Below are 22,738 nucleotides of genomic sequence, written 5' to 3' on the forward strand. Positions count from 1 at the left end.
CGCGCCCAAACGGGGCGGGTCCGGGTGAGCAAATCGTCGAGGAAGCAGTACATTGCGATGGTCTGTTCGCGCATGGTTTCAGCAGGAATGAGGAGGTCAAAGACCTTAAACCTACTGCTGCTCTGCCGAGCAGACTTTTTTTATGCCTATTGTAATCCGCAACTTGGGTTAATTAACAGCTGGCAACACGCCGCCGGCGCCCCGGCTGACAATTCACCACCAGCAGTTGTTAACCGGGAAACCGAAGCAATGTCAGGGCCCCGAGCCAGTAGCGCGAAGCGGTGCTTGACGATTTCGCGCCATTGGAAGGCGTTTGAATACGCGAAGCACCGCTTCGCGCTTCGCGCCTGAAAACCACTTACGGAACCGCTCTAAAATAAATCAGCCCTCTACCTGACTACATTCCCATGACCATCACCATCGCCCAAAACACCGCCCACCCCCTCACCGTTTCCCGCCTCGGCTACGGCACCATGCGCCTCACCGGCCCCGATATCTGGGGCGAACCCGCCAACCGCCCCGAAGCCCTGGAAATCCTGAAAACCGCCGTAGCCGCGGGCGTCAACTTCCTCGACACGGCCGACTACTACGGCGAGGACGTGACCAACCGGCTGATTGCCGAAGCCCTGCATCCCTACCCGGCCGGCTTGGTCATTTGCACGAAAGTGGGCGCCACCCGTAAGCCCGACAAAAGCTGGGTGCCCTTCAACACGCCTGAAAACCTGCGCACCAGCATCGATAACAACCTGCGGACCCTGAAGCAGGAGCAAATCCAGCTGGTGCACCTGCGGCTAATGGGCCCCGGCACAGTGCCGCTGGCCGAGCAGCTCGGGGCCATGTTCGAGATGCAGAAGGAAGGCAAAATTCAGCACGTGGGCCTGAGCAACGTGACCCGCGCCGAGCTGGAAACCGGACTGCAGCTCGGACCTATTGCCACCGTGGAAAACATGTACAGCTACGGCCAGCGCACCACCGTGCAGCTGCCCCACAGCGCCAACCCCGGCGGCGAAGAAGTGCTGGATTTGTGTGAGCAGCACGGCATTCCGCTCATTCCCTTTTTCTCGCTGGTACATGGCCTACCCAACGTCGGCTACAAGCTGGCCGAAATTGCCCAAAAGCACAAGGCCACCCCAGCGCAACTGAACATTGCCTGGCTGCTGCACAAGTCGCCCTGGCTGCTGCCCATTCCGGGCACCTCATCGCTGGCGCACTTGCGGGAAAACCTCAAGGCCGCAGATATCCGGCTGAGTGCTGAGGATATGGCGTATCTGGGGTAGCCCGCGCAGACTGAACGTGGGCCGGGACATCCTGTATGGTGGCTGGCGTTTCCCGGTTTCGTCTGGGGGCTTTGGTCCAAAAATTAAAATCGGGCAAATCCTTTTCCAAGAATACGCAGTACGGCAGTAGCTTAACCAAAACACTGCGTAACAGAAGGCCTTTCTACAAACTTTTTTTGTTTCAGAAAGTCGAGGCTTGGTTTTTCACTGCTCAATCAGAATTTACTTTCGCACTCATGAAACGCAGCTTTTGGTACGGCATCGCCATCTTGTTGCTTTTGGCCGCGCCCGCCCACGCCCAAACCTTGACGGGCACCTGGCAGGGCGTGGAAACCGACACGCGCGAGGACGGCGAGAACTGGCCCGCGGTGCTCCGGCTGCAAAAAAGCCAGACGCAGGGCTTGTTCGGCGTGCTCTATCAGGAAGTGGGCGGCACGCCGGGCTTGTCGGTCACGTTCCAGATGCGGGGAAACCAAACCGGCCCTGAAATACGGCTGGAACACCAGCGCAAGCTCACCGAGACCGGCCAGACCCAAACCAGCTACTGGTGCGACGGGGCCATGACCCTCACCTACGACGCCGCGCTTGAGAAACTCACCGGCCGCGCCACCTACCGCCCCGTATTCGACTGCGACCACGGCACTTTCACCTTCTACCGCATCAAGCTAAAATCGCCCAGCACGGTGAAAGCCCGCATCACCAACACGCACCGCGTAACGGGCCGCAACGTGCTCTGGTACGCCGATGCAGCCCTCAAGCAACCCATAGCGGCCGGCAACACCTACCGCGCCACCCTCAGCAAAACCACCACCTTCTACCTCACTCAAAATTATTACCCCACCAGCGAAAGCCCCGTCGTGCCCATCACCATCCAAGTAATGGGCACAGCACCCCGGCGGCCGGCTTCCGTGCCACCGATTTCGGCGCGCAAGCCCGCTCCAACGCCTCCTGCTCAGCCCAACAACGCGCGTCGGCCGCCGGCTTTTATCGTGGCGCCCACGCCGGTGGTACTGCCCACCGTGTTGTTCGGGCTGGGCACCGCGGAGCTGCTGCCCGCAGGCATTCCAGCCCTAAGCCGCCTTGCGGCGGAGCTGCTGGCTCGTCCCCTCCTGCGTGTAAGGGTGGCGGGGCATACCGATAAAGTCGGGGAGTCCGACAAGAACCAGGTGCTATCGGAGCAGCGCGCCCAAGCGGTGAAAGCCTACCTGATGAAAGCGGGCATTGCCCCGGAGCGCATCAGCACCGTGGGCTACGGCGACTCCCGGCCGCTGCACTCCTCGCCCGATGCCCGCAACCGCCGCGTAGAAGTGCAGGGCGTGCCATAATCTTATCAAATAGTATGTTACCCAGCAGTATGTTGCCCAGCGTTGAAAAGCCTGCCCACCGCCATTTTCTTATTCACAAGCCTTACGGCTATCTCAGCCAGTTTGTGGGCGAAGCCAAGAAGAAAAAGCTGGGCGAGTTTCATGATTTTCCAGCCGGCATCATGGCCATTGGCCGCCTCGACGAGGACAGCGAAGGCCTGCTCCTGCTCACCACCGACGGGCGCATGAGCGAACACATCCGCAGCAAGAAAGTGGAGAAGGAATACTACGCCCAGCTAGACGGTCTCATTGACGACGAAGCCCTGGCTCGCCTGCAGACCGGCGTGGAAATCGGCATTCACAACGTGCGCTACCAAACCAGCCCGTGCACGGCGTTTCGGCTGGACTTCGCTCCTGCCTTCGCGCCCCGCTCACGCAAAATCCGGGACGACCGGCACGGGCCCACCTCCTGGGTTTCCATCACCCTCACCGAGGGTAAGTACCGGCAGGTGCGGAAGATGACCGCCGCCGTGGGGTTTCCCACGCTGCGGCTGGTACGGGTGCGGGTGGGCGGCGTGCTGCTGGGCACCATGCCGTCGGGCACGGTGGTAGAAGTGGCTGACCTGGAAGGGTAACACAAAGAAAATGTATGCTGCATGCATACCATTTCCGCGCGATTCTTCGTATCTTTGCGCAGGAATTACCACTAGGCTATTTCACGCTTATTTATGAAAAAGACCACCGCATTATCGTTCTCCTCGCTGCTGTTGCTGGGCAGCGTTGGCTACCTGGCTGCCAAACTGGCCGACCTGGACCTGACGTTCTTCTTCCACGGCGACGACGACCAGCATCATTACTGCTAAGCCCTACATTATGGGTTTGCGCCGCCCCCTGCAATAAAAAAGGCAAAAAGCCCGGCCCGATGGCCGGGCTTTTTTGTTGTGTAGTCAGCCAATTCGGCCGTATGGGGCGGTTCGGCGCGGCTTTTGGAACTTTGGTTCCCGAGCGGCGTAACCCGTTCATTCCTTCTTTAACTGGCGGCGGTGCTTTTGGCACGAAAGCCCGTTGCTTCACTTCCCCCTTTCCTGCCCATGAACCTCGATTCCCACCAAGCTCAGGTGAGCTACATTATTGGCCGCGACCTGGCCCGCAACTTCGCCCAGCAGGGCCTCGACCTGGACGTGGATACCCTGGCCGGCGCACTCAAAGAAGGCATGCAGGGCCTGCCCAGTCGCCTCACCCAGGAAGAAATGCAGGCCGCCATGCAGCAATTGCAAGAGACAATGGGCGGCGCCGATGACGACCAACAAGACCAAGACCCCAACGCCATGAACAACAACAAAGCCGAAGGCGAAGCCTTCCTCGCCCAAAACGCCAGCAAGTCGGGCGTAACCACCCTGCCCAGCGGCCTGCAGTACGAAGTGCTGACCCAGGGCACCGGCAAGAAGCCCTCGCTGGGCTCCTCCGTGACCACGCACTACCACGGCACCCTGATTAACGGCACTGTGTTCGACAGCAGCTACCAGCGCGGCCAGCCCGCTACGTTCCCCGTGAACGGCGTGATTGCCGGCTGGACAGAAGCCCTGCAGCTCATGCCCGAAGGCTCGAAGTACCGCCTCTACATTCCATCGGACCTAGCCTACGGCAAGCGGGGCGCCGGCCGTGACATTCCCGGCGACACGGCCCTGATTTTCGACGTGGAGCTCATCAAAGTAAACTAAGGCGCCGTGGGGGCAGCAGGCAGTTTTACGGCATCTACCCCCACCCGCCCCACCGCGCCCACCTGGACGCGCCCCACCACCACCTTGGCTGCTGCTGAGCCCATGACCGACCCCGAAGCTCAGCCAGCCGCTGAACCAACCCCACCAGAAGCCCCGGAACAATTTTCCGGGGCTTCTTTGGCTTCGGCTGGGCCGCCGGTGGCCGGGCCAGGGCCATACTTCGCGGCCCCAGTCGCTCCGGAGCCGCTGGGGCCGCTGCCCACCGTGCGCAGCCCCGACGACCGGGTGGAGCTCACCGGCATCACGCTCCTCGTGCGCGGCCAGCTCTACCTCTTGCGGGAGCTGGAGCGCGCTGATGTGATGCACGTGCGCTGGATACTGTGGTACCTGCTGGGCGCCCTGGGCCTGGCCGCTGTCATGATTGCCTTTCTGGAGAACTGGCTGAAAACCGGGCCCGCCATGCTGGGCATGACGCTCACGGCGCTGCTGCTCATCTACGGCCACCGGGGCACCAACCGCCTGCGCCTGTTCCGGCTGGGCCGTGAGGTGGTGAATGTGGCCCTGCCCGGCGAAACTGCCCCCTGGCAGCAGCTGACGGCGGAAATCAACCGCCGCATTTTTCGGGTGCATGACCACGCCGCGCGGCAAGCCGCCGCAGAGTTAGCCGCCCACGACGCGGCTTTACGCTTGGCTGCTCAGCTGGACGCTGCCGCCACCGCAGACCATGAGGGCTACGATACGCCCGGAGAAAATTTTTCTGCTTAGCCATTTCCCCTTTCTCAGCGTGCTGCCGTAAGGCTGCTGGCGGGGTCTCATCTACTACCTTCGCGCCCCGTAAACCACTCATTGCCCCGGTTAACCCAATGTCTGACCTTTCGCCAGTAGTTTCCAGCTCTAAACATTCGCACACCGTCATCTCAGGGGCGGGGCTGCTCATTGCCCTTGGCATTATCTACGGCGACATCGGCACTTCGCCGCTCTACGTAATGGCCTCCATTCTCAAGAGCGGCACGGTGCCGGGCCTAGTTGATTCGCATTTGGTGCTGGGCGGCATTTCCTGCGTTATTTGGACCCTGACGCTGCAAACCACGGTAAAGTACGTGCTGCTTACGCTGAACGCGGACAACAACGGCGAAGGCGGCATTTTCTCGCTCTACGCCCTGGTGCGGCGGCGTGGGGCGTGGCTGTCGGCAGTGGCCATTATCGGCGGCGCGGCCCTGCTGGCCGACGGCGTGATTACGCCGCCCATCTCGGTGTCCTCGGCCATTGAAGGGCTCAAGAACGTGTACCCCAGCCTCACGCAGGACATGGTGGTGTACATTGTCATTGGCATCATTGCCGGGCTGTTTTTAATGCAAAGCTTTGGCACTCAGATTGTCGGCAAGGCATTTGGACCCATCATGCTGCTGTGGTTTTCCATGTTGGCTGTGCTGGGCATCAGCTGGGTCATTCAGAATCCAGTCATTCTCAAGGCATTCAACCCATATTATGCCTATGATTTGCTGGTGCGCTACCCGGGGGGCTTCTGGCTGCTGGGCTCGGTGTTTCTGTGCACTACCGGGGCCGAGGCACTGTATTCGGACCTGGGCCACTGCGGCAAGGGCAACATTCGCATCAGTTGGACTTTTGTGAAGAGCGCCCTGCTGCTCAACTACCTGGGCCAGGGCGCGTGGCTCCTGACGCAGGAGGGCAAGATGCTGGGCGACCGAAATCCGTTCTTCGCGCTCATGCCGCAGTGGTTCCTGCTTATTGGCATTAGCATTGCCACCATTGCGGCCATTATTGCCTCGCAGGCGCTTATCACGGGTTCGTTTACGCTGGTGGCCGAGGCCATTCGCCTGAACATGTGGCCCAAGGTGAAGCTGAACTACCCCACCGACGTGAAAGGCCAGCTCTACGTGCCCAGCATGAACCGGCTGCTGCTGCTGGGCTGCATCGGTGTGGTGCTTTACTTTAGGAAGTCGGAAAACATGGAGGCGGCCTACGGTTTGGCCATTACGCTCACCATGCTCATGACCACTATTCTGCTCACGGTATGGCTGCGCTCTAAAAAGGTCGCGTTGCCGCTGGTCATTGGGTTTGCTACCCTGTACGGCATCATTGAGGGCTCCTTCCTCATCGCCAACATGAAGAAGTTTCCGCACGGCGGCTGGGTGTCGCTGGCCATTGGCGGGGCGCTCATGGCCGTGATGTACGTGTGGCTGAAGGCCTTCTACATCAAGCGCCGCCTGACGGAATTTGTGCGACTGGAGCCCTACGTGGATGCCCTTAAGCAGCTGAGCGACGACGAGTCCATTCCGAAATACGCCACCCACCTCGTGTTCCTGACTTCGGCGGAGCGCAGCTCGGAGATTGAGCAGAAAATCATTTACTCCATCTTCCAGAAGCGGCCCAAGCGGGCGGATATCTACTGGTTCATCCACGTTGAAACCACCGACCAGCCCTACACCATGGAGTACAAGGTGACCGAAGTGGCACCCGACGACGTGTTTCGCATCAATTTCCGGCTGGGCTTCCGGGTGCAGCAGCGCATCAACCTCTACTTCCGCAAGGTGATTGAGGACCTGGTGCGCAACAAGGAAGTGGACATCACCTCCCGCTACGAGTCGCTGAGCAAGCAGCACGTCACCGGCGACTTCCGTTTCGTGGTGCTCGAGAAGTTCCTGAGCGTGGAAAACGACTTCCCCACCATGGAGAAGCTCGTGATGCAGTCGTACTTCTACATCCGGCAGTTCATCGCCTCCGAAGACCAGTACTTCGGCCTAGATACGTCGTCGGTGAAAGTGGAAAAGGTACCCATGGTGATTGCACCCGTTGGCGAAGTAGCACTGAAGCGGATAAACTAGCGGCAAAGCAGCCCGCCGTTTGCACGAGGTAGAAACGCAATAAAACCCATCCAGTCTATCACAAAGAAGCCCCTTGCGCATTGCAAGGGGCCTTCTTTGTGAATAAGGTGCGTGCGGTAATTGGCGCCTATTTGGCGGAGCCGAGCCACCGGGCCAGCACGCGCTGCTGGGCAGCGGTGGGGGCCGCTACGGGCTGAATCTGATACTTGCGGTCCAGGTTGGCCAGGGTTTTGAGCGTGACGTCGCGGGTGAGGCCGTCGCGGCGGACCTGCAGCTTCATCTCGGTGCCCACGGGGCTGGTGATGAGCGATTGCGCCGATTCGTTGCTGGGCGCTACGCCATTGATGAGCAGCACTTCGTCGTTGGGGCTGAGGCCCCCGTCCCAGGCTGCGCCGCCGCGCACCACACTGGCCACGAGCAATTTGCCGGTACGGTTGCTGAAATTAGCTCCCAGCGTTCCGGTGCTGGCAAGGGGCGCACTCGTGATGGCAAGACCAGCGTAGCCCAGCGCCGTGGCGTAGTCGAGCGTTTTGGTGCCGTACACGCTGTTGCTGAAGAATTCATCGTAGCGGCGGCCGGCCACCTGCGCCACGGCATCCTGAAACTCCTTGTCGGTAAAGCCGCGGTTGGCTTTCTTGTAGTAGGTGTCGTAGAGCAGGCGGAACACGTCGTCGAGGTGTTTTTCGCCCTTGGTGGCTTCGGCGATGTTTAGGTCGAGCAAGGTGCCGATGAGGTCGCCTTTGGCGTAGTAGTTGATTTCGCTATTCCGGGAGTTCTCGTTCTGCCGGTACGATTTAATCCAGGCATCGAAGCTGGATTCCGCGGCCGACTGCACGCGGTTGCCGGGCGTGTTTTCCACGCTGCTGATGTCGTTAGCCAGCCCGTTGAGGAATTCCTCGCGCGTGGTGTAGCCGGCCCGCAGATTGATGACCTTGGAGTAATAGGTGGTGATGCCCTCGCTCACCCACAGCATGTTGGTGTAGTTTTCCTGGTCGTAGTTGAACGGCCCCAGGGCCACCGGACGAATGCGCTTCACATTCCAGAGGTGGAAGTATTCGTGCGCCACCAGGCCCAGAAAGGACTTGTAGCCGGCCTCGGTGCCGTAGCTGTTGCGGGCCACTTCGAGGGTGGTAGAAAACTGGTGCTCGAGGCCGCCGCCGCCGCGCTCCAGGTTGTGCACAATGAAGAGGTAGCGGTCGAGCGGGTTCTGGCCCACCACGCGGTGCGCTTCCTCGCACACCTTCTTCATGTCGGCCAGCAGCTTGGTTTCGTCGGCATTGGAGTTGCCAAACATGGCCACCTGGTGCGGCGTGCCATTGGCATTGAACTCCAGCACCTTATGGTTGCCAATTTCCATGGGCGAGTCCACCAGCTCGTCGTAACTGCTCGATTTGTAGGTAAACTTGCCCGGCCCCGGCCGCAGCGACGTGCTCACCTGGGCCCAGCCAGCCGCGGGCTGCACCAATACGGTGCTGGCCAATGCCTTATTATCGGCGGGGTACATAAACACGCTGGCCCCGTTGAGGTAGCCGTGCTCACCATCGATGAAGGACGTGCGCACGGTCAGGTCGAAGGCATACACCCGGTAGCTCACCTGGAAAGCCCCCTGCTTGGGGTGCCGCACGCGCCAGGTGTTCTTGTTTATCTTCTCGAAGCCGAGGGCCTGGCCGCTGGCGGTGCGGGCCTCAAAGCCCTCCACGTTTTTGGCGTACTCGCGCACCAAGTACGACCCCGGCGTCCAGACGGGCATCTTGATGTCGGTGTAGTCGGTGGGAAAGCCGCCCAACTCCATCTTCACTTCAAAGTAGTGCGTTTGGGGCGCGGGCATGGCCAGCGTGTACTTCAGGGTTGGCACGGCCGCAACGGGGGCGGCAGCGGCCGGCAGGCTGGTAGCCAACAAGCCGGCCAGCGCGGCCTGACAAAAGAGTTGTTTTGAATTTTGAAACATTAGACGGTTGTGAGGTAAAGCAGGACCACAAAGTAAATCCCCAGCGCCTGCTTTAACCTAGCCAGCGTCGGGGCCGTTAGCAACAAAGGCCGCGCTTACTCTTGGCGCTGCTTTTGCTCATTAAAAATTTATGCGGTACATCTGGATGGTATTTGTGGGATTAATTACGGCCATGGTGCTCCTGCTGCCCCGGCTCAACGGCCCCGCGGGGGGCCCAGCCAAGCGCGCAATATGGGCCACCACCGAGGGCCGGGCCCCACGCCCGGCGGCCCGGCCCTCGGCTTTTGCGGTGGTGCGCGAAAGCGCGGCCACGCCCCCGGCAGGCCTGGCCGATAGCATTGTGGCCTTTGGCCTCGCGCAGCGGGGCACCCCGTACAGCTACGCCGGCACCTCCCCGCTCACGGGGTTCGACTGCTCGGGGTTTATCATGTTCGCTTTTGCGCGGTTTGGGGTGGCGGTGCCGCACTCCACGGCGCTGCTCATTGGGGTGGGCCGGCCCGTGCCGCGCACCCAGGCCCAGCGCGGCGACATCGTAGTTTTTACCGGCACCGTGGCCACCAGCACCGTGCCGGGCCACGCGGGCATTGTAATAACGCGGCCGGGCGAGGTGCCCATGCGCTTCGTGCACGCTTCCTCGGCCCGCCGCGAGTCCGGCGTAAAAATCAGCCAAGTGGAGGGCACCGACTACGAGCGGCGCTTCATGCAGGTGCGGCGGGTGCTATAGAAAGGGTTGAGTTTTGAGGGCTGAATGTTGAATTCGCTGGGCTGGCGCGCGTCTGCGACGCGTGACCTACGGGTTCTAGCCTGTGGCTCGGAGGTGGGCGGTTTCTTGGGCCCTAGCACAAGTCGTTCGGCGGCGAACCGCAGGCTCGGCCCAGCCGGTCACGCGTCGCAGTGCGCGCCAGCCCAGCGAATTCAACATTCAACCCTTTAAACTCCTTAAACGCAGCGATGCCCGGCCTGCCTCTGCCGTCCCACTAAAGGGCGGCTGGGCAAACCAGGCATCTAATCCTTCAAATCTTACCGAGCGGCGAAACTGGGGTACAGTTCCGGCGTCCACTCCTTAGAGATAAGACCTGGCCGAATGTGGGCAGCCTTAGGAGCTACCCCACGAAGCTGTTGTTAGGCGCGTACTGCGGTGAAGCGTACGACATTCGACAGGCTTGGCAGGATTTGTTTGGGACTACTAGACATTTTGTACCTCCTTTCTTTACGTTCGACATAACCTCACCCGCGCGGCCCAGCACCTTAGGGTTGCTTGGGTAAGGCCGTAGCACTCACTACTGAGCGGTAAAGTTAATAGCGGGAACTAAGGTTCAAAATTTGCGGCGTTTTTTTTCAACAAAACCGCCCGGATTATAGCTTTAGCGCTGATTTACAGGTTTCTTTTTTTGTATCCGTGCTCCATTACCGCCCCTTTTTTAGGCAAGACAGAACTTGGCCGTAAACTTGCCTTTACCACGTCAGCCGTTCCAGCGGGCCCACTAAAAATTTCGCCTTATCTTTTCTCCTCAACTCCACCCAAACGTTCAACAACAAATGAAAAAAACACTGCTCTTCGTTTTCGCCCTCGTGCTGGGCCTGACGAGTATGGCCTCCGCCCAGACCATGTCGCCCCTCGGGATTTGGACCAACTCGGAAAAGAAAGCCACGTTCGAGATTTACAAGTGCGGCGACAAGCTCTGCGGTAAAATCGTGAGCCTGACCGTGCCCAACGACCCCGCTACGGGCAAGCCCAAAACCGACACCCAAAACCCCAACGCCAAGCTCCGGAGCCGCCCCCGGTTGGGCATGGTGTTCATGCAGGGCTTTGAATACGACGACGACAACAAGTGGGACGATGGCAAAATCTACGACCCGGAAAGCGGCAAATCCTATTCGTGCTACATGAAGATGGAGAACGCCAACACCATGGAAGTGAAGGGCTACATCGGCTTCTCGCTCATCGGCAAATCCCAGACCTGGACGCGGGTTAAATAACACCTGCCCGGCTTGCACATCGCAACTGGCAAGGCCGGTCCTTTTCGCAAAGGGCCGGCCTTTGTTTGTGGCACCCCATTGCCAAACGGAGCAATGGGGGCGGCTTAAAACGTGGCTTTCGTCGCATCCGCCCTAAACTATTTACCCAAGCGGGTGTTTCGTCAGCAGTTCTCTCGCACGCTTTGTTCAACTTCATTCATAATCTGTTTCGCCCCCAGGCGGCTGCTCCGGCGGCCTGGCACGCGGTGGTGCTGTCGCCCGCTCAGGCGAAGCGCCATGCCCGCTGGGTAGCGCAGCGTGTGTACCTGAACTGGCTCGCTCCGTATTTCAAAGCGTACCACTTGCGCAAGGGCGGCGCGGCGGGCACCCGGGGTTTCCAGGTGCAGCTGGTGCAGGAACAGGGCAGCCAGGGCGCCCTGCTGCTGTATCATGCCAGCATTGGGCCCGGCAACTTCCGGCACTTCTTTGAGCACCTGGGCGAGCGGCTGGTAAACCTGGGCTACCACCGCGCTTGTGCCGACAAGCTGGCCAACCAGCACGAGCACCACACTGAAACCACGCTCAAGCAGTTTTTCAAGCCCAACCCCACCGACTCCCCCAAACCGGGCACTGCAACCAACGGTTTGGCCTGGTTACCATAGACCTAGTCGATGTGGACGACCAGCCCGTATTTATCCGCATCGCCAGCAACGCCGTTCTCGAGCCGTGGTTTACGCCGGCCTGCTCTTTCGATGAGCTACTGCAAGCACTACTTGACGCGCCTCCCCCCAATGAGACTACCGAGGCACTGATTCCGGTGTATCACTCCATGTTTTAGCCGATGCCGTCTCTTTACTAACAACTGTTCAGTAACCCAAACCGTCTGTCATCCTGAGCTTGCGAAGACCTTCTCACAACTGCTTCATTGGCATTTCCTCCAATTGACAGCTAGTTGATAAGGTCCTTCGCAACTCAGGACGACGAACGGTTTCAAGTGCTGAGTAATTACCAAAAAGAGCCCCTTTCAACAATGTTGAAAGGGGCTCTTTTTGGTTGAAAGAAAGCGTGACAGCGCTACTCCTTCACAAACTGCCCGCGCCCGGCGGGCTGGCCCTGCGCGCTCGTTAGGAGCAGGTAGTACAAGCCCGGCCGCAGGGCCCGCGTGTCGAGCTGTGGCTGGCTGGCGCTCACGGATTGGCGCAGCACCAGCCGGCCCGTGGCGTCCCGCACTTGGGCAGCAGCCGGGGCAGCGGCGAGGCCCACCAAATTCAGCTCGTGGTGGCAGGGGTTGGGGTACAGCCCCAGGGCTGGCAGGGCGGCGTTGGGCCGGGTGGCCAGCAGGGTGTTGTCGCGGGTTGGGGCAGCGGCGGGCAAGTCCAGCAGCCACTGGTCGGGGTCGACTACGACGCTGGCCACTTCGCCAGGGACTGTTAGCTCGAAGTTTCGCGGGGCTGTGACTGCCTCAGGCGCAGGTTTGGGTGGTGCCGTTGGTGAAGGTGAGCAGGTAGTCGACATCTGTTTCGAAAAATGGGGTCACGGCCGGTTGCGAAACCGATTCGTCTACCCGCAACACGAAGCGGTTGCCGCCCTGGTTCCAGCGCCCGGTGAAGGTGGGGTAGCCACGGCCGCGGTACCATTGCCGAAAGAAATAGTCCAGCGACCGGCCCGCTTCGGCCTCAAACACCCGCTGCAGGTCGGCGGTGCGGGCCGTGCCCCCGCGAAACTGGCTCTGGTAGGTGCGCAGCGCCCGGAAGAACCTGGCATCGTCATTCAGCAGGTACCGCAGCATATGAATCACGCCCGCGCCCTTTTTGTAGCTTAGGTAATAGTCGAAAATGCGGGCCACCGACGTGGTGTCGGTCACGTATAAGCTGCCGCCGCTGAACTGCGCGAGGCGGTGGGCCTCGTTCATCCAGCCGCGGGCATTGGCAGGAGTGCTGAAGGCCTGCAGCGACAGGTACTCGCCGTAGGACGCAAAGCCTTCATTGAGCCAGATATCTTCCCAGCTGGCGCAGGTCACGTTGTTGCCGAACCACTGGTGAAACAGCTCGTGGGCCGTGAGGGTGAAAGAAAAACCATCCTGCGTGGTCATGGTCTGGTGCTCCATGCCGCCAGAGATGGGCGCGGTTGCGTGCCCGTATTTTTCATCGGCAAAAGGATACAGCCCCGCCAGAACCGAGAAGTTTTCAATAAAGCCCGGCGTCAGGTCGATTCGGCTTTTCCAGAAGTCGAGGTAGCTCTGGTTATAAACGTAATTGACGATGGCAATGCGCGGGCCACCCACGGGGTTGGCGTAGTTCACGTACTCCACGTAGGGCGCCACGGCCACCGATACGAGGTAATAGGCAATGGGATGGCGCGATTTCCACTCGTAGCGCACCTTATTGCCGGCCACGGGCACGGTGCGCACCAGCACGCCATTGGAGCCCACCTTGTTGGTGGCTGCGGTGGTCACCCACACGTCCACCGAGTCGGCTTTGTCGGTGAGTACCTGCTTGCAGGGAAACCACTCGTGCGCCGAAAACGGCTCCGACAGCGACCAGGTGACGTTGTATGGAAATTTTGGAGAGCCGTTAACGGGTTCCAGATGTACGTCTTTGCGGTTGCTGAGCCCGTTGCCGATGGCCGCCGACTGCCCGCTCGGCGCCGTGCCATGGTAGTAGATGCGGGCGTCAACCAAGGAATTGGCCGTTGCTACTACCGCGAGCTTGGCGGTGGCATCGGGGCCCTTGTGCCGAACGCCGGGCGACTTGCGCCCGTCCACCACCACGGAATCTATAAGCAGGCTAGCGGCGCTGGCAGCCGAGCCGGCAGGCGCCTGGTAGAGCTCAAAAGCCAGCGAATCAAGCGGCTGGCTGCCTACCCGCAAGCGCATGAGCACCGACCCGGCCACGTTGAGCGAGGTATTTTCCAGGGCCAGGTCCAGCTTGTAGTACTTCACGTCGTAGCGGTCCATCTTGCGGCGGTGGGGCACCGAGGTGGTGGTGGCTCGCAGGGCCGACTTTACGCGGCCCGTGGCGCACACCTGCCCGCCGGTGAGCAGTTCCTGGCTAACGGTCCGGGGCAGCATACCCGGCACCGGGGCCTGGGCTTGCGCAATCCCGATAGTAGCAATTAAAACACTCAGGGTAAGCCAGTAGGGAGACAGACGCATGCAGGAAACGGAAAGGCAAAACAAAGGAAATGCGCCTTTGCCAACGTAATATAATGCACTGCCGCGGAGGCGGCGGTTCACGCGGGCAAAGGACGGGGCTGGTGCCGGTTCTCAAACTGTAGACGGCCCTGAAGTAGTTGCATTTTACGGCCGTATATTTCGGCTTCAACCGCATTTGGTTCGCTCCTTTTCCCTGCTCGATGCCTTTTTATTTCCGCTTGTCCGGCCCGGCATGGTCAGCCATCGTGCTGTTTGCATGCAGTTGGCTCGTGCTCGTCGGCCCGGCATGGGGCACGCACATTGTGGGCGGCGAAATGGAGTTGGTGCACGGCACTGGAGATGCGTACACGCTGCAGCTCAACCTGTATTTTGATGCCGCCAACGGCAGTCCCAGCGCCCTGGACGGGGAATTGACGGCCAGCATTTTCGAAAAAAGCACCAACCGGCGGATGGCTAATGTGTTGATGCCGCTGGTGAACAACACGTTTGTCAACTACACCAACCCGGCCTGCGTGAAGTCTACGCTGAGCACGCGGCGGCTGGTGTACAGCCGGGCTATTATCCTGGCGCCTACCATTTACAACAGCCCACAGGGCTACTACGTGGCCGTGGAGCGCTGCTGCCGCAACAACAGCATCAGCAACATTCAGTCGCCCAACACCGCGGCGCAGGCTTTTTACCTCGAGTTTCCGGCCGTGGTGCGGCGCGGGCAGCCTTTCATCGACTCCACGCCCCGCATCTTTCCGCCGCTGGCCGACTACGCGTGCATCAACGAGCTGTTTTACTACGATTTTGCGGGCCAGGATGCCGACGGAGACTCGCTGGTCTACGACATGGTGACGCCGCTCAATGGCAATTCGTTCTCGGACCTGCCCAAGCCTGCCGCGGCCGGCCCCGCCCCCTACCCCCTCATTACCTGGAAGCCAGGGCTGAGCACCGCCAACCAGATTCCGGGTGCCCCCACGCTGGCCATCCACGCGCAAACGGGCCGCCTCACGGTGCGGCCCACCGACCAGGGCCTGTTCGTGTTTGGGGTGCGGTGCACGGAGTACCGCGGGGGCGAGAAAATTGGTGAAACCCGGCGCGACTTCCAGCTGATGGTGCGCTCGGACTGCGCCATCAACACCAAACCCAGCCTGGCGCTGCTGCCCGCGCCCACGGGCCGGTTGGCCTATCGCCCGGGCCGCGACACCCTGCGGCTGGTGCCCGGTGGCAACCGCTGCGTGCGCGTGCTCTTCACCGACGCCGACCGGAATTCCCGCCTCTCGCTGTCGTTAAAAGCGGTCAATTTTTCGGGGCTGCTGCCCAATTTTACCACGGCCACCAGTGGCGCGGTGCGCAGCCCCGGCGCACCCGACACCCTCACGGCCACCCTCTGCTTTCCGGAATGCATTGACACCAAGGGCAAGGTGTTTTTGCTGGACGTGGTGGTGGGCGACGATGGCTGCAGCCTGCCCAAACGCGACACCGTGCGGGTGGCGTTTACGGCCATGCGGCCGCCCAATTCCCCGCCGCGCCTGTCGACCACCGCCGTTCCAACCCTGCCAATACGCGCCCGCATCGGCGATTTACTCAGCTTCGACGTCATCGGCACCGACCCTGATAATGACGCGGTGCAGCTGGAAATGACGGGGCGGGGCTTCAACCCTGCCGACCTTGGAGCCACGCTCTCGCAGGGCACGCAAGGGGCCGAGCGGCGCGGCCGCTTCACGTGGCGCGTAGACTGCCGGGCCGTGGGGCCGGACTCGGTTTTCAACTTTATGTTCGCGGCTGCCACGTCGCCCTGCAACGAGCGGCAGGCGGCCAGCGTGACCGTACCCATCATTGTGAGCTACCGCAACCAAGCGCCTACTTTGGCCTCTACGCTGCCACTGGCCAAAGCTGCCGAGATACCGCTAATTGAGCTGCCGTTGGGACAGCGCTACACGGCCACCTTCACGGGTATAGACCTGAACCGCGACGGTCTGACGCTGACGGCTACGGGCAGCTCGATTGATGGAAAAGAAGGATTCGACCTAGCTGCGGCGGGCATGCGCTTCGAGGCCAGGAACGGCACCGGCACCGCCAGTGGCACGTTTACCTGGGACGTGAGCTGTGCCGCCGCCAACCTGCGCCGCAGCCTCATCGTGACCTTTCAGCTGGTGGATGCCACCTGCAAGCCCCTGCCGCAGGTGCAGCGCGTGCAGCTGCAAGTGAAAAGCCCCGACACCCTGGCCGTGAAGCTCTACAACGTCATCACCCCCAACCGCGACGGGCAAAACGACTACTTCCGGCTGCCCGACCTGCCGCCCAACTTCTGCGATGCCCGCTTTGGCAGCCTAAAAATATACACCCGCTGGGGGCAGCAGGTGTACGAGTCAACGGACCGGGAATTCCGCTGGCCCGGCCAGGGCACGGGCGGCGTGTACTACTACTACGTGACCTACACCGACGGCCGCAAGTACCGCGGCTGGCTGGAGGTTATTCCGTAGGTTTTCACCTTCGGCGGGCTTAGTAGTGGTTCTTAGCTGAGTTTACGCAGCTACTGGGCTGGTGCACGCCAGCCACCAGCCAACGGTTAATACAGGAACAGAAAGACGGCAAACAACACGACCCACAGCACATCCACAAAGTGCCAGTATGTGCCCACCAGCCGCAGCTGCCGGGCTTGGTAGGGGTTGCGAATGAAAACCAGGGTGCGCACGGCGTCGCGGTTGGCGTGAATAACGCGGAGCATCATAGCGAGCAGAAACAGCATTCCCCCGAGCAAGTGAGCCACGTGCAGGGCCGAAATCAGGTAGATGAACTGGCCACTGCTGTTGCTGGTCTCGCCCTGAAAGAGCACGCCGTTGGCCATGAGTTCGCGCCAGCCCAGCACCTGCAATCCCGCGAATACGGAGCCCAAAATGAGCGTGCCGCCCAGGCAGCGGGCCAGCGTGGGTAGGTCGTCTTGGGCATAGAGGCGCCGGGCCTGCCCGATGGTGAAGCTACTTATAACTAGCGCAATGGTGCTGATGGAAAAGTAGCGGGGCAGGGAATGCAGCCCCGTCGGGGCACCGCTGCGCAGCCGCGCGCTCACATACGCCACCAGCAGCATGGCAAACATGACGGTGATGCCGAGCAGGGCCAGGTAAAGGGCCATTACCAACGGCGGCAGGCGTTCGATGCGGCCAAAGGCAGAAGGCTGCCGCGGGGCACCCACCTGGTTGCGGGATTCGTGTTCGGATTTCATCGGGCGGAAAGAACTATTCCTCCCAAACTACTAGCAGTCAAATTAGTTGCAGCCGCGAGCAATTTTGCCGGACAAAACCTTTACTTGAAAAATGAGCCGATTTTACCCAACACGGCATTGAGCGTGATTTTGGGCGTGCGCTGCACCCCAAAGGTCACGTAGGTTTTGCCGCCCACCCGCAAATCGAGCACCCAGCCCAGCTGCCGCGCCAAATCGTTGATTTGCTGCATGGGGTCCGGGCCCTCCGATTTCGCCCTTTTGGGCGCACCAGGGGGCGTGGGTGGGCCCGTCGTGAGCAGGTCAAGCACCTGTTGGCTGGGGATGTTGAGGATGAGGTAGGTGCCGGCAGCGGCAAGCTGCAGGGCGTGGCCGTTCCAGGTGATGACGAGCTGGGCCTCTATCTCCAGGGAACTAGGCACCGGGCTGGGCAGCGCTGGCGGGCAGTTGGGGCGTGGCCGGGGCGGCAGCAGGCTGGTCGCCACGGGTGCGGATGCGCAGCGAGCCGTTCAGCTTCCAGGTAGCGGCGGGGGCGGTGGGGTTTTGCGGATTGGGCACTTGCAGCTCCATTTGCTCGAATGCGCAGCTTAGTTCCACCCCGCCCGAAAGCTTACCGAGCAGGGAGGCGGCCGCATCGGCCCAGTTAGTAGACGAAGAATCAGGCATGGTTGCTGTTAGGGAATGAAAGTTAAAAGCGGCCGTAAGGCTGTGGTAGCCGCTGCCGCATGAGGTGGCCGCAAAGTACGACCTTGGGCTTGCTTAACGCAACGGAAAGCCCGGGGTTGCCGAATTGTGGTGGTAAGGCCCCTCCCCGACTTCGGTTAAGTTGTCCTTATTTCGTTAAAATTTACTGTATGTCCCTCTTTCGAACCTGGCCCTTGTGCGCCACCGCCTGCTCGCTTCTACTTTACACTCCCAGCTGGGGCCAGGAGGCTTCCCTGGCCAAGTCCCGCGCCCCACACGCTAAAAGTGCTTCGCAGCCCATCAGCGAGAAAGCTGCCACCTGCACCACCGCATTTAACATGCGCCCCGGCCAAAACCTGGAGTACCAGCTTCTGGACGGCAAAGGCAAGGCGCTGGGCACGTGGCGCTACCGCGTGGTCAAAGTCGGCATCAGCTCGGTGACCAGCAAGAAGGGCAAGGCTACGGCCATTGCCAGTGTGCAGGTAAAAAGTGGCCTTTACGATACCGGCAACAACGTGCTTGCCCAGCAGGACCTCACCTTCTTCTGCCGCAACGACACCACCTTCACCGACGGACTAAGCATCATCAACTACGATGCCCTCGAGTCTTTTAACAACCGGCGCCTCAACTACCAAGCCACGCCCATTGCCTGGCCCAACCAGCCCGCCACGGGCAGCAAGCTGCCCAACGGCGGCGTGCTGGTGCAGGTGAGCAGCCCGTCGGTAGCCATTGCCAAGGTGGAAACCACCCAGCGCCAGCGCAAGGTGAGTGGCGAGCGGGTGTCGGTTAGGGTGCCGGCCGGCACGTTCAGCTGCTACCCCGTAGAGAGCCAGCGCGAAGTATCGACCGCCGCCCGCGCCGACCTGGTGCTCAAAAACACTGGTCGCCAGGTTGATTACTACGACCCTGCCGTGGGCATCGTTAAAACCGAGCAGTACGACAACCGCGGTAAGCTAGTGCAAACCCGGTTGTTGTCGAAGCACTAGCAGCTTCTTGGCATTGCCTTCTCAGAATGTCATGCCGAACGGAGCCGAGGCATCTTGCGTGCCTTCACTGATGCTTAAGATTAGTTTACTACCCCACGCGAGATGCTACAGTTGCGCGGCCGCCAGATGAGCATGACGTTATGACTTTCCTTGTTCGCTGCTTTGCTCAGATTATGGCCCAGCCGGTCTCCCCTTGCCGGCCGCGCAGCAGGCTGTAGCCATTGGCCTGGCCCAGCACCACCACCGCACTCTGCGCCGGCAGGGCCGCGCCCGCGGGCGCGTTGCGGGCCGGCAGCGTGAGCAGCTCGGTGGTGCCGGCCAGTACCAGCCGGCGGAGCGGTGTGCCAGCAGCGGGTACTACGGCCTGGGCCACCACGTACCCAATTTGGCCATCGGGGGTTTGTACGCGCAGGTCCGTGCCCTGCTGCCCTACCACCAGCAGCGGCAATTGCGTGGGAAGCCGGGCAACGGCGCGGGGCTTTGCCGGTTTGTCCTGGCCGGTGGCCTGGCGGAGAGTGGCGGCAGTACGCAGGCGAACAAACTCCCCCCGGCGGTCCGGGCCAGTTGGGGCGACCGTGACCGCCGCCGGCCGGCGCACAAACGGAAACGGGTCCACGGCACCCTGCCCGCTGCGGTAGATGCCAAAATGCAGGTGCGGCACCGTAGAACGGGCGTTGCCCGTGTTGCCCACCAGGCCCAGCGTGTCGCCGGCCCGCACGCGCTGGCCGGCTGACACCAGCTGCTTGTCGAGGTGCGCGTAGTAAATGTGGTTGCCGGCTTCGGCATCGGCCAGCCACACCACGCGGCCGCCAATGGGGGTTTCGCCGGTGCGGGAAATCAGGCCATCGGCGGCGGCCACTACGGGCGTGCCCCGCGCGGCAAAAATGTCGATGCCCTCGTGCTGGCGGGCCCCGGCGTCGCGCGCGGCTCCCCAGAAGCTCCCCACCGCGGCATCGGTCCGGCCCAGCACCGGAAATACGCCCAAACTGGGTTCGCGGGCCACGCGCAGGGTGTAGCGCCCGGTAGCCAGCAGCTCGGGCTGCACGCGCAGCAGGTGCTGCCCGTCGGCCTCGGCGCGGTAGCGAAAGTCCAGCACCAGGGTGTCGGCGCTGGCCAGGGGCGCGGGGGCACGGCCGGGCACCACCTCGTAGGCATCGAGAAAGACGCGGGCGGCGGCCCCGGTGCCCAGCGTGAGGCTCACGTGCACCTGTTCACCGGCGCGCACCGCGTAGCGGTAGCTGGCGGCACTGGGCTTATCGGCCCGGAAATACCCGGTTTCGGCAAAAGGCAGGGGCACCACCAGCGAATCGCGGAAGGCCTGCTCCGACGCGGCCAGCCAGGCCCGGCCAGCTGCGCGGCGGTCAAGGCCGGCTTGCCGGAGCTGGCGCGCGTAGGCTTCGTGGGGAGTTGACTTTTGAAACAACGCCTGCAGGGTTTGCTGCTTGCCACAGCCGGCAAGCACGAGCACAGCCGCCAGCAGCACGGGCAAAAAAACACCTTTCAGCTGCCGGGTTTTCGGCTGCTGCTTCACTTCATCCTTACTATAATGCATGTCGGTGGAACACCGGTTGGGCCCGTGAAGTTCGGCCCTGGGTGCAGCAACGGCCCGCGGCAGCCGGGCGCCGCTTGCCCCGGTGGGGGCCGATGGATTTGGTTTCCGCGTGGCCGGGGCTGCTACCTTTATGGCCCGTCCCACCACTTGCCTCCCCGCCATGAAGCTGATTGAATGCCCCCGCGATGCCATGCAGGGCCTGCCGGATTTTATACCCACTGCCACCAAAATTGACTACCTCAACGCCCTGCTGCGCGTGGGCTTCGACACGCTTGACTTCGGCTCGTTCGTTTCGCCCAAAGCCATTCCGCAGCTGCGCGACACGGCCGAGGTGCTGGCCGGCCTGGATTTGAGCGCCACCCAAACCAAGCTGCTGGCCATTGTGGCCAACCTGCGGGGCGCCGAGGCGGCGGTAAACCACTCTGAAATCAGCTACCTGGGGTTTCCTCTCTCTGTATCCGAAACGTTCCAGCGCCGCAACACCAACCAGAGCACGCCCGAGGCCCTGACCGACGTGGCCGCCATGCACGAGCTGTGCGAGCGCAACGGCAAAGTGCTGGTTGCCTACCTCTCCATGGGCTTCGGCAACCCCTACGGCGATGCCTGGAGCCCCGAAATTGTGACCGGCTTCACCCAGCAGCTGGCAGCTATGGGCGTTCGGGTGGTGGCACTGTCCGATACCATTGGCGCCAGCACGGCGGCCACCATCACGCCGTTGTTTTCGGCGCTGATTCCGGCGTTTCCTGGCGTTGAGTTTGGCGCGCATCTGCACACCACGCCCACCACCTGGCACGAGAAAGTGGCCGCTGCCTACCAGGCCGGCTGCCGGCGTTTCGACGGGGCCCTGGGCGGCTACGGCGGCTGCCCCATGGCCGCTGATGAGCTGACCGGCAACATGGCCACCGAAAATCTGCTCGATTTCGCGGCGGGAGCCCGCGTAGAACTGGGCCTGAACCTGGAGGCCCTCGGAGAAGCCAGCGCGCTGAACCATGCCATCTTCCGGTAGGAGTTGCACTTAGAAGATACAAGGGGGCACGCTTTATCTAACTGGACTTGCGCATTGCTTCTGACTTTCTTTCCCGTAGAGGTCGCGGAGGTGAAAACGCAGAGGGTCGCAGTGTGAACCCTGCGGGGAAGGTTTCTTCAACTACCGTGCGTAAGCCCTGCCACAGTATCAATTCGGGATTGAAGTCCTCCGGAGACCTGCATTAACTGACTACGAAAACCCGAATATTTGGGCGTTAATTGAAAATTATTCTGATTAGCCAACCCCAAAAACGCCGCCAGTACCCACCTCTCATGTCACCCATCGTCGATATTTTCATTCCCTGCTTCGTTGACCAGCTTTACCCGGCCACCGCTATGAATATGGTGAAGGTGCTGGAGCGGGTGGGCATGCAGGTGAACTACAACCCCAGCCAAACCTGCTGCGGCCAGCCGGCCTACAATGCCGGCTACCACCCGCAAAGCCGGGCCGTAGCCGAGAAATTCCTGCAGGACTTTGAGGCTCCCGCGGTGCAGGTGAGCACCCGCCCGCGCTACATCGTGAGTCCTTCGGCGTCCTGCGTGGGCATGGTGCGCAACAGCTACTCCGAGCTTTTTGCCGGTACGCCGCAAGCCCGCACCTGCCAGGCGGTGCAAGGCCGCACGTACGAGCTGACCGAGTTTCTGGTGGACGTGCTGGGCATCACGGCCATTCCGGGCGCTACGCTGGCCGGCAAATACACCTACCACGATTCCTGCGCGGCACTTCGCGAATGCGGCATCCGGGCCGCGCCGCGCCAGCTGCTTGATGGCGTAGCGGGCCTGGAACGCATTGAAATGGCCGAAACCACCACCTGCTGCGGCTTTGGCGGCACCTTCGCCGTAAAGTTTGAAGCCATTTCCGTGGCCATGGCCCAGCAAAAAGTGGAACACGCCCTCGACACCGGGGCGCAGTACCTCATCAGCACCGATGTGAGCTGCCTGATGCACCTGGAAGCCTACATCAAAAAAGCAAAGCTGCCCCTGCGCTGCCTGCACGTGGCCGATGCCCTGGCCAGCGGCTGGTAGCAACGAGGAGGGCTCCCGCACACGATGCCGCCCTGCTGCTCTGCCCA

The 22,738-nt window shown here is 61.5% G+C and carries 22 protein-coding genes; 15 read left to right on the forward strand and 7 right to left on the reverse strand.

The window, feature by feature from the left end:
* Window positions 1-407 precede the first annotated feature (407 nt).
* From BEN47_RS04355 to BEN47_RS04380, 7 genes are all read left to right on the forward strand, one after another.
* On the forward strand, window positions 408-1,277 hold the full coding sequence (locus tag BEN47_RS04355) for an aldo/keto reductase (protein ID WP_070725495.1): 870 nt from the start codon (window positions 408-410) through the stop codon (window positions 1,275-1,277).
* Between the two features lie 236 nt (window positions 1,278-1,513).
* Complete coding sequence (locus BEN47_RS04360; RefSeq protein ID WP_070725498.1) at window positions 1,514-2,602, forward strand: OmpA family protein; 1,089 nt, start codon at window positions 1,514-1,516, stop codon at window positions 2,600-2,602.
* A 29-nt stretch (window positions 2,603-2,631) separates the two neighbouring features.
* Window positions 2,632-3,216 (forward strand): pseudouridine synthase, encoded by a 585-nt coding sequence (locus BEN47_RS04365; RefSeq protein ID WP_070725500.1) that lies wholly within the window; start codon window positions 2,632-2,634, stop codon window positions 3,214-3,216.
* A 93-nt stretch (window positions 3,217-3,309) separates the two neighbouring features.
* Window positions 3,310-3,444 (forward strand): hypothetical protein, encoded by a 135-nt coding sequence (locus BEN47_RS22420; protein WP_262490377.1) that lies wholly within the window; start codon window positions 3,310-3,312, stop codon window positions 3,442-3,444.
* Window positions 3,445-3,672: 228 nt separating this feature from the next.
* Window positions 3,673-4,302, forward strand: a complete 630-nt coding sequence (bamJ, locus tag BEN47_RS04370) for a BamJ family beta-barrel-assembly machinery protein (RefSeq protein WP_070725502.1) — start codon at window positions 3,673-3,675, stop codon at window positions 4,300-4,302.
* 6 nt (window positions 4,303-4,308) lie between these two features.
* Window positions 4,309-5,067 carry a hypothetical protein gene (locus BEN47_RS04375; protein WP_125921496.1) on the forward strand — a complete coding sequence of 253 codons (759 nt, stop codon included), beginning with the start codon at window positions 4,309-4,311 and terminating at the stop codon, window positions 5,065-5,067.
* Window positions 5,068-5,165: 98 nt separating this feature from the next.
* Entirely contained in the window at window positions 5,166-7,148 is a 1,983-nt protein-coding gene (locus tag BEN47_RS04380) for a KUP/HAK/KT family potassium transporter (protein ID WP_070725507.1), read from the forward strand.
* 127 nt (window positions 7,149-7,275) lie between these two features.
* On the opposite strand, the gene BEN47_RS04385 is transcribed toward BEN47_RS04380, so the two are convergent.
* The gene (locus BEN47_RS04385) at window positions 7,276-9,096 is read right to left on the reverse strand and encodes a M61 family metallopeptidase (RefSeq protein WP_070725509.1); all 1,821 of its coding nucleotides are present in this window, start codon (window positions 9,094-9,096) and stop codon (window positions 7,276-7,278) included.
* A 130-nt stretch (window positions 9,097-9,226) separates the two neighbouring features.
* On the opposite strand from BEN47_RS04385, the gene BEN47_RS04390 reads away from it, so the two are divergent.
* The 4 genes from BEN47_RS04390 to BEN47_RS21295 all read left to right on the forward strand — a co-directional run bounded on the left by BEN47_RS04390 (window position 9,227) and on the right by BEN47_RS21295 (window position 11,893).
* On the forward strand, window positions 9,227-9,820 hold the full coding sequence (locus BEN47_RS04390) for a C40 family peptidase (RefSeq protein WP_070725512.1): 594 nt from the start codon (window positions 9,227-9,229) through the stop codon (window positions 9,818-9,820).
* Between the two features lie 815 nt (window positions 9,821-10,635).
* Window positions 10,636-11,076, forward strand: coding sequence for a DUF2147 domain-containing protein (locus BEN47_RS04395; RefSeq protein ID WP_070725514.1), 441 nt, complete (start codon window positions 10,636-10,638; stop codon window positions 11,074-11,076).
* A 182-nt stretch (window positions 11,077-11,258) separates the two neighbouring features.
* Window positions 11,259-11,717: a hypothetical protein gene (locus tag BEN47_RS04400; RefSeq protein ID WP_070725517.1), complete on the forward strand. Its 459-nt coding sequence runs from the start codon at window positions 11,259-11,261 to the stop codon at window positions 11,715-11,717.
* A gap of 11 nt (window positions 11,718-11,728) precedes the next feature.
* The gene (locus BEN47_RS21295) at window positions 11,729-11,893 is read left to right on the forward strand and encodes a hypothetical protein (protein WP_158010845.1); all 165 of its coding nucleotides are present in this window, start codon (window positions 11,729-11,731) and stop codon (window positions 11,891-11,893) included.
* Between the two features lie 236 nt (window positions 11,894-12,129).
* Here BEN47_RS21295 and BEN47_RS04405 read toward each other — a convergent pair whose 3' ends face one another.
* Together BEN47_RS04405 and BEN47_RS04410 are read right to left on the reverse strand one after the other, a co-directional pair.
* On the reverse strand, window positions 12,130-12,471 hold the full coding sequence (locus BEN47_RS04405; protein ID WP_070725519.1) for a T9SS type A sorting domain-containing protein: 342 nt from the start codon (window positions 12,469-12,471) through the stop codon (window positions 12,130-12,132).
* A 46-nt stretch (window positions 12,472-12,517) separates the two neighbouring features.
* Window positions 12,518-14,209: a M1 family metallopeptidase gene (locus BEN47_RS04410; protein WP_070725522.1), complete on the reverse strand. Its 1,692-nt coding sequence runs from the start codon at window positions 14,207-14,209 to the stop codon at window positions 12,518-12,520.
* A 200-nt stretch (window positions 14,210-14,409) separates the two neighbouring features.
* Here BEN47_RS04410 and BEN47_RS04415 point away from each other — a divergent pair, with 200 nt between their 5' ends.
* Window positions 14,410-16,680, forward strand: a complete 2,271-nt coding sequence (locus BEN47_RS04415; protein WP_070725525.1) for a T9SS type B sorting domain-containing protein — start codon at window positions 14,410-14,412, stop codon at window positions 16,678-16,680.
* A gap of 86 nt (window positions 16,681-16,766) precedes the next feature.
* Here the strand turns inward: BEN47_RS04415 and BEN47_RS04420 are convergent, their stop codons facing one another.
* The 3 genes from BEN47_RS04420 to BEN47_RS04430 all read right to left on the reverse strand — a co-directional run bounded on the left by BEN47_RS04420 (window position 16,767) and on the right by BEN47_RS04430 (window position 18,083).
* Window positions 16,767-17,420 (reverse strand): cytochrome c oxidase subunit 3, encoded by a 654-nt coding sequence (locus tag BEN47_RS04420; RefSeq protein ID WP_070725527.1) that lies wholly within the window; start codon window positions 17,418-17,420, stop codon window positions 16,767-16,769.
* 80 nt (window positions 17,421-17,500) lie between these two features.
* The gene (locus BEN47_RS04425; protein ID WP_070725531.1) at window positions 17,501-17,839 is read right to left on the reverse strand and encodes a hypothetical protein; all 339 of its coding nucleotides are present in this window, start codon (window positions 17,837-17,839) and stop codon (window positions 17,501-17,503) included.
* Window positions 17,832-18,083 carry a hypothetical protein gene (locus BEN47_RS04430; protein WP_070725534.1) on the reverse strand — a complete coding sequence of 84 codons (252 nt, stop codon included), beginning with the start codon at window positions 18,081-18,083 and terminating at the stop codon, window positions 17,832-17,834. The genes BEN47_RS04425 and BEN47_RS04430 overlap by 8 nt, the downstream gene beginning before the upstream one ends.
* A 188-nt stretch (window positions 18,084-18,271) precedes the next feature.
* On the opposite strand from BEN47_RS04430, the gene BEN47_RS04435 reads away from it, so the two are divergent.
* Window positions 18,272-19,087 carry a TapB family protein gene (locus tag BEN47_RS04435; RefSeq protein ID WP_125921497.1) on the forward strand — a complete coding sequence of 272 codons (816 nt, stop codon included), beginning with the start codon at window positions 18,272-18,274 and terminating at the stop codon, window positions 19,085-19,087.
* A 166-nt stretch (window positions 19,088-19,253) separates the two neighbouring features.
* Here BEN47_RS04435 and BEN47_RS20080 read toward each other — a convergent pair whose 3' ends face one another.
* Window positions 19,254-20,639 (reverse strand): M23 family metallopeptidase, encoded by a 1,386-nt coding sequence (locus tag BEN47_RS20080; protein ID WP_158010847.1) that lies wholly within the window; start codon window positions 20,637-20,639, stop codon window positions 19,254-19,256.
* A 160-nt stretch (window positions 20,640-20,799) separates the two neighbouring features.
* On the opposite strand from BEN47_RS20080, the gene BEN47_RS04445 reads away from it, so the two are divergent.
* Window positions 20,800-21,645: a hydroxymethylglutaryl-CoA lyase gene (locus BEN47_RS04445; protein WP_083322107.1), complete on the forward strand. Its 846-nt coding sequence runs from the start codon at window positions 20,800-20,802 to the stop codon at window positions 21,643-21,645.
* Window positions 21,646-21,938: 293 nt separating this feature from the next.
* Window positions 21,939-22,691, forward strand: a complete 753-nt coding sequence (locus BEN47_RS04450; RefSeq protein ID WP_070725849.1) for a (Fe-S)-binding protein — start codon at window positions 21,939-21,941, stop codon at window positions 22,689-22,691.
* Window positions 22,692-22,738: the final 47 nt, after the last annotated feature.

Origin of the sequence: Hymenobacter lapidarius (genome assembly GCF_001816145.1) — a bacterium.
GTDB lineage: Bacteria > Bacteroidota > Bacteroidia > Cytophagales > Hymenobacteraceae > Hymenobacter > Hymenobacter lapidarius.

Bases quoted from the DNA above. Each gene is read 5' to 3' on its own strand.
- BEN47_RS04355 (WP_070725495.1), top strand. From the start codon at position 408: ATGACCATCACCATCGCCCAAAACACCGCCCACCCCCTCACCGTTTCC.
- BEN47_RS04360 (WP_070725498.1), top strand. From the start codon at position 1,514: ATGAAACGCAGCTTTTGGTACGGCATCGCCATCTTGTTGCTTTTGGCC.
- BEN47_RS04365 (WP_070725500.1), top strand. From the start codon at position 2,632: ATGTTGCCCAGCGTTGAAAAGCCTGCCCACCGCCATTTTCTTATTCAC.
- BEN47_RS22420 (WP_262490377.1), top strand. From the start codon at position 3,310: ATGAAAAAGACCACCGCATTATCGTTCTCCTCGCTGCTGTTGCTGGGC.
- bamJ (WP_070725502.1), top strand. From the start codon at position 3,673: ATGAACCTCGATTCCCACCAAGCTCAGGTGAGCTACATTATTGGCCGC.
- BEN47_RS04380 (WP_070725507.1), top strand. From the start codon at position 5,166: ATGTCTGACCTTTCGCCAGTAGTTTCCAGCTCTAAACATTCGCACACC.
- BEN47_RS04385 (WP_070725509.1), bottom strand. From the start codon at position 9,096: ATGTTTCAAAATTCAAAACAACTCTTTTGTCAGGCCGCGCTGGCCGGC.
- BEN47_RS04390 (WP_070725512.1), top strand. From the start codon at position 9,227: ATGCGGTACATCTGGATGGTATTTGTGGGATTAATTACGGCCATGGTG.
- BEN47_RS04395 (WP_070725514.1), top strand. From the start codon at position 10,636: ATGAAAAAAACACTGCTCTTCGTTTTCGCCCTCGTGCTGGGCCTGACG.
- BEN47_RS04410 (WP_070725522.1), bottom strand. From the start codon at position 14,209: ATGCGTCTGTCTCCCTACTGGCTTACCCTGAGTGTTTTAATTGCTACT.
- BEN47_RS04415 (WP_070725525.1), top strand. From the start codon at position 14,410: ATGCCTTTTTATTTCCGCTTGTCCGGCCCGGCATGGTCAGCCATCGTG.
- BEN47_RS04420 (WP_070725527.1), bottom strand. From the start codon at position 17,420: ATGAAATCCGAACACGAATCCCGCAACCAGGTGGGTGCCCCGCGGCAG.
- BEN47_RS04430 (WP_070725534.1), bottom strand. From the start codon at position 18,083: ATGCCTGATTCTTCGTCTACTAACTGGGCCGATGCGGCCGCCTCCCTG.
- BEN47_RS04435 (WP_125921497.1), top strand. From the start codon at position 18,272: ATGTCCCTCTTTCGAACCTGGCCCTTGTGCGCCACCGCCTGCTCGCTT.
- BEN47_RS20080 (WP_158010847.1), bottom strand. From the start codon at position 20,639: ATGCATTATAGTAAGGATGAAGTGAAGCAGCAGCCGAAAACCCGGCAG.
- BEN47_RS04445 (WP_083322107.1), top strand. From the start codon at position 20,800: ATGAAGCTGATTGAATGCCCCCGCGATGCCATGCAGGGCCTGCCGGAT.
- BEN47_RS04450 (WP_070725849.1), top strand. From the start codon at position 21,939: ATGTCACCCATCGTCGATATTTTCATTCCCTGCTTCGTTGACCAGCTT.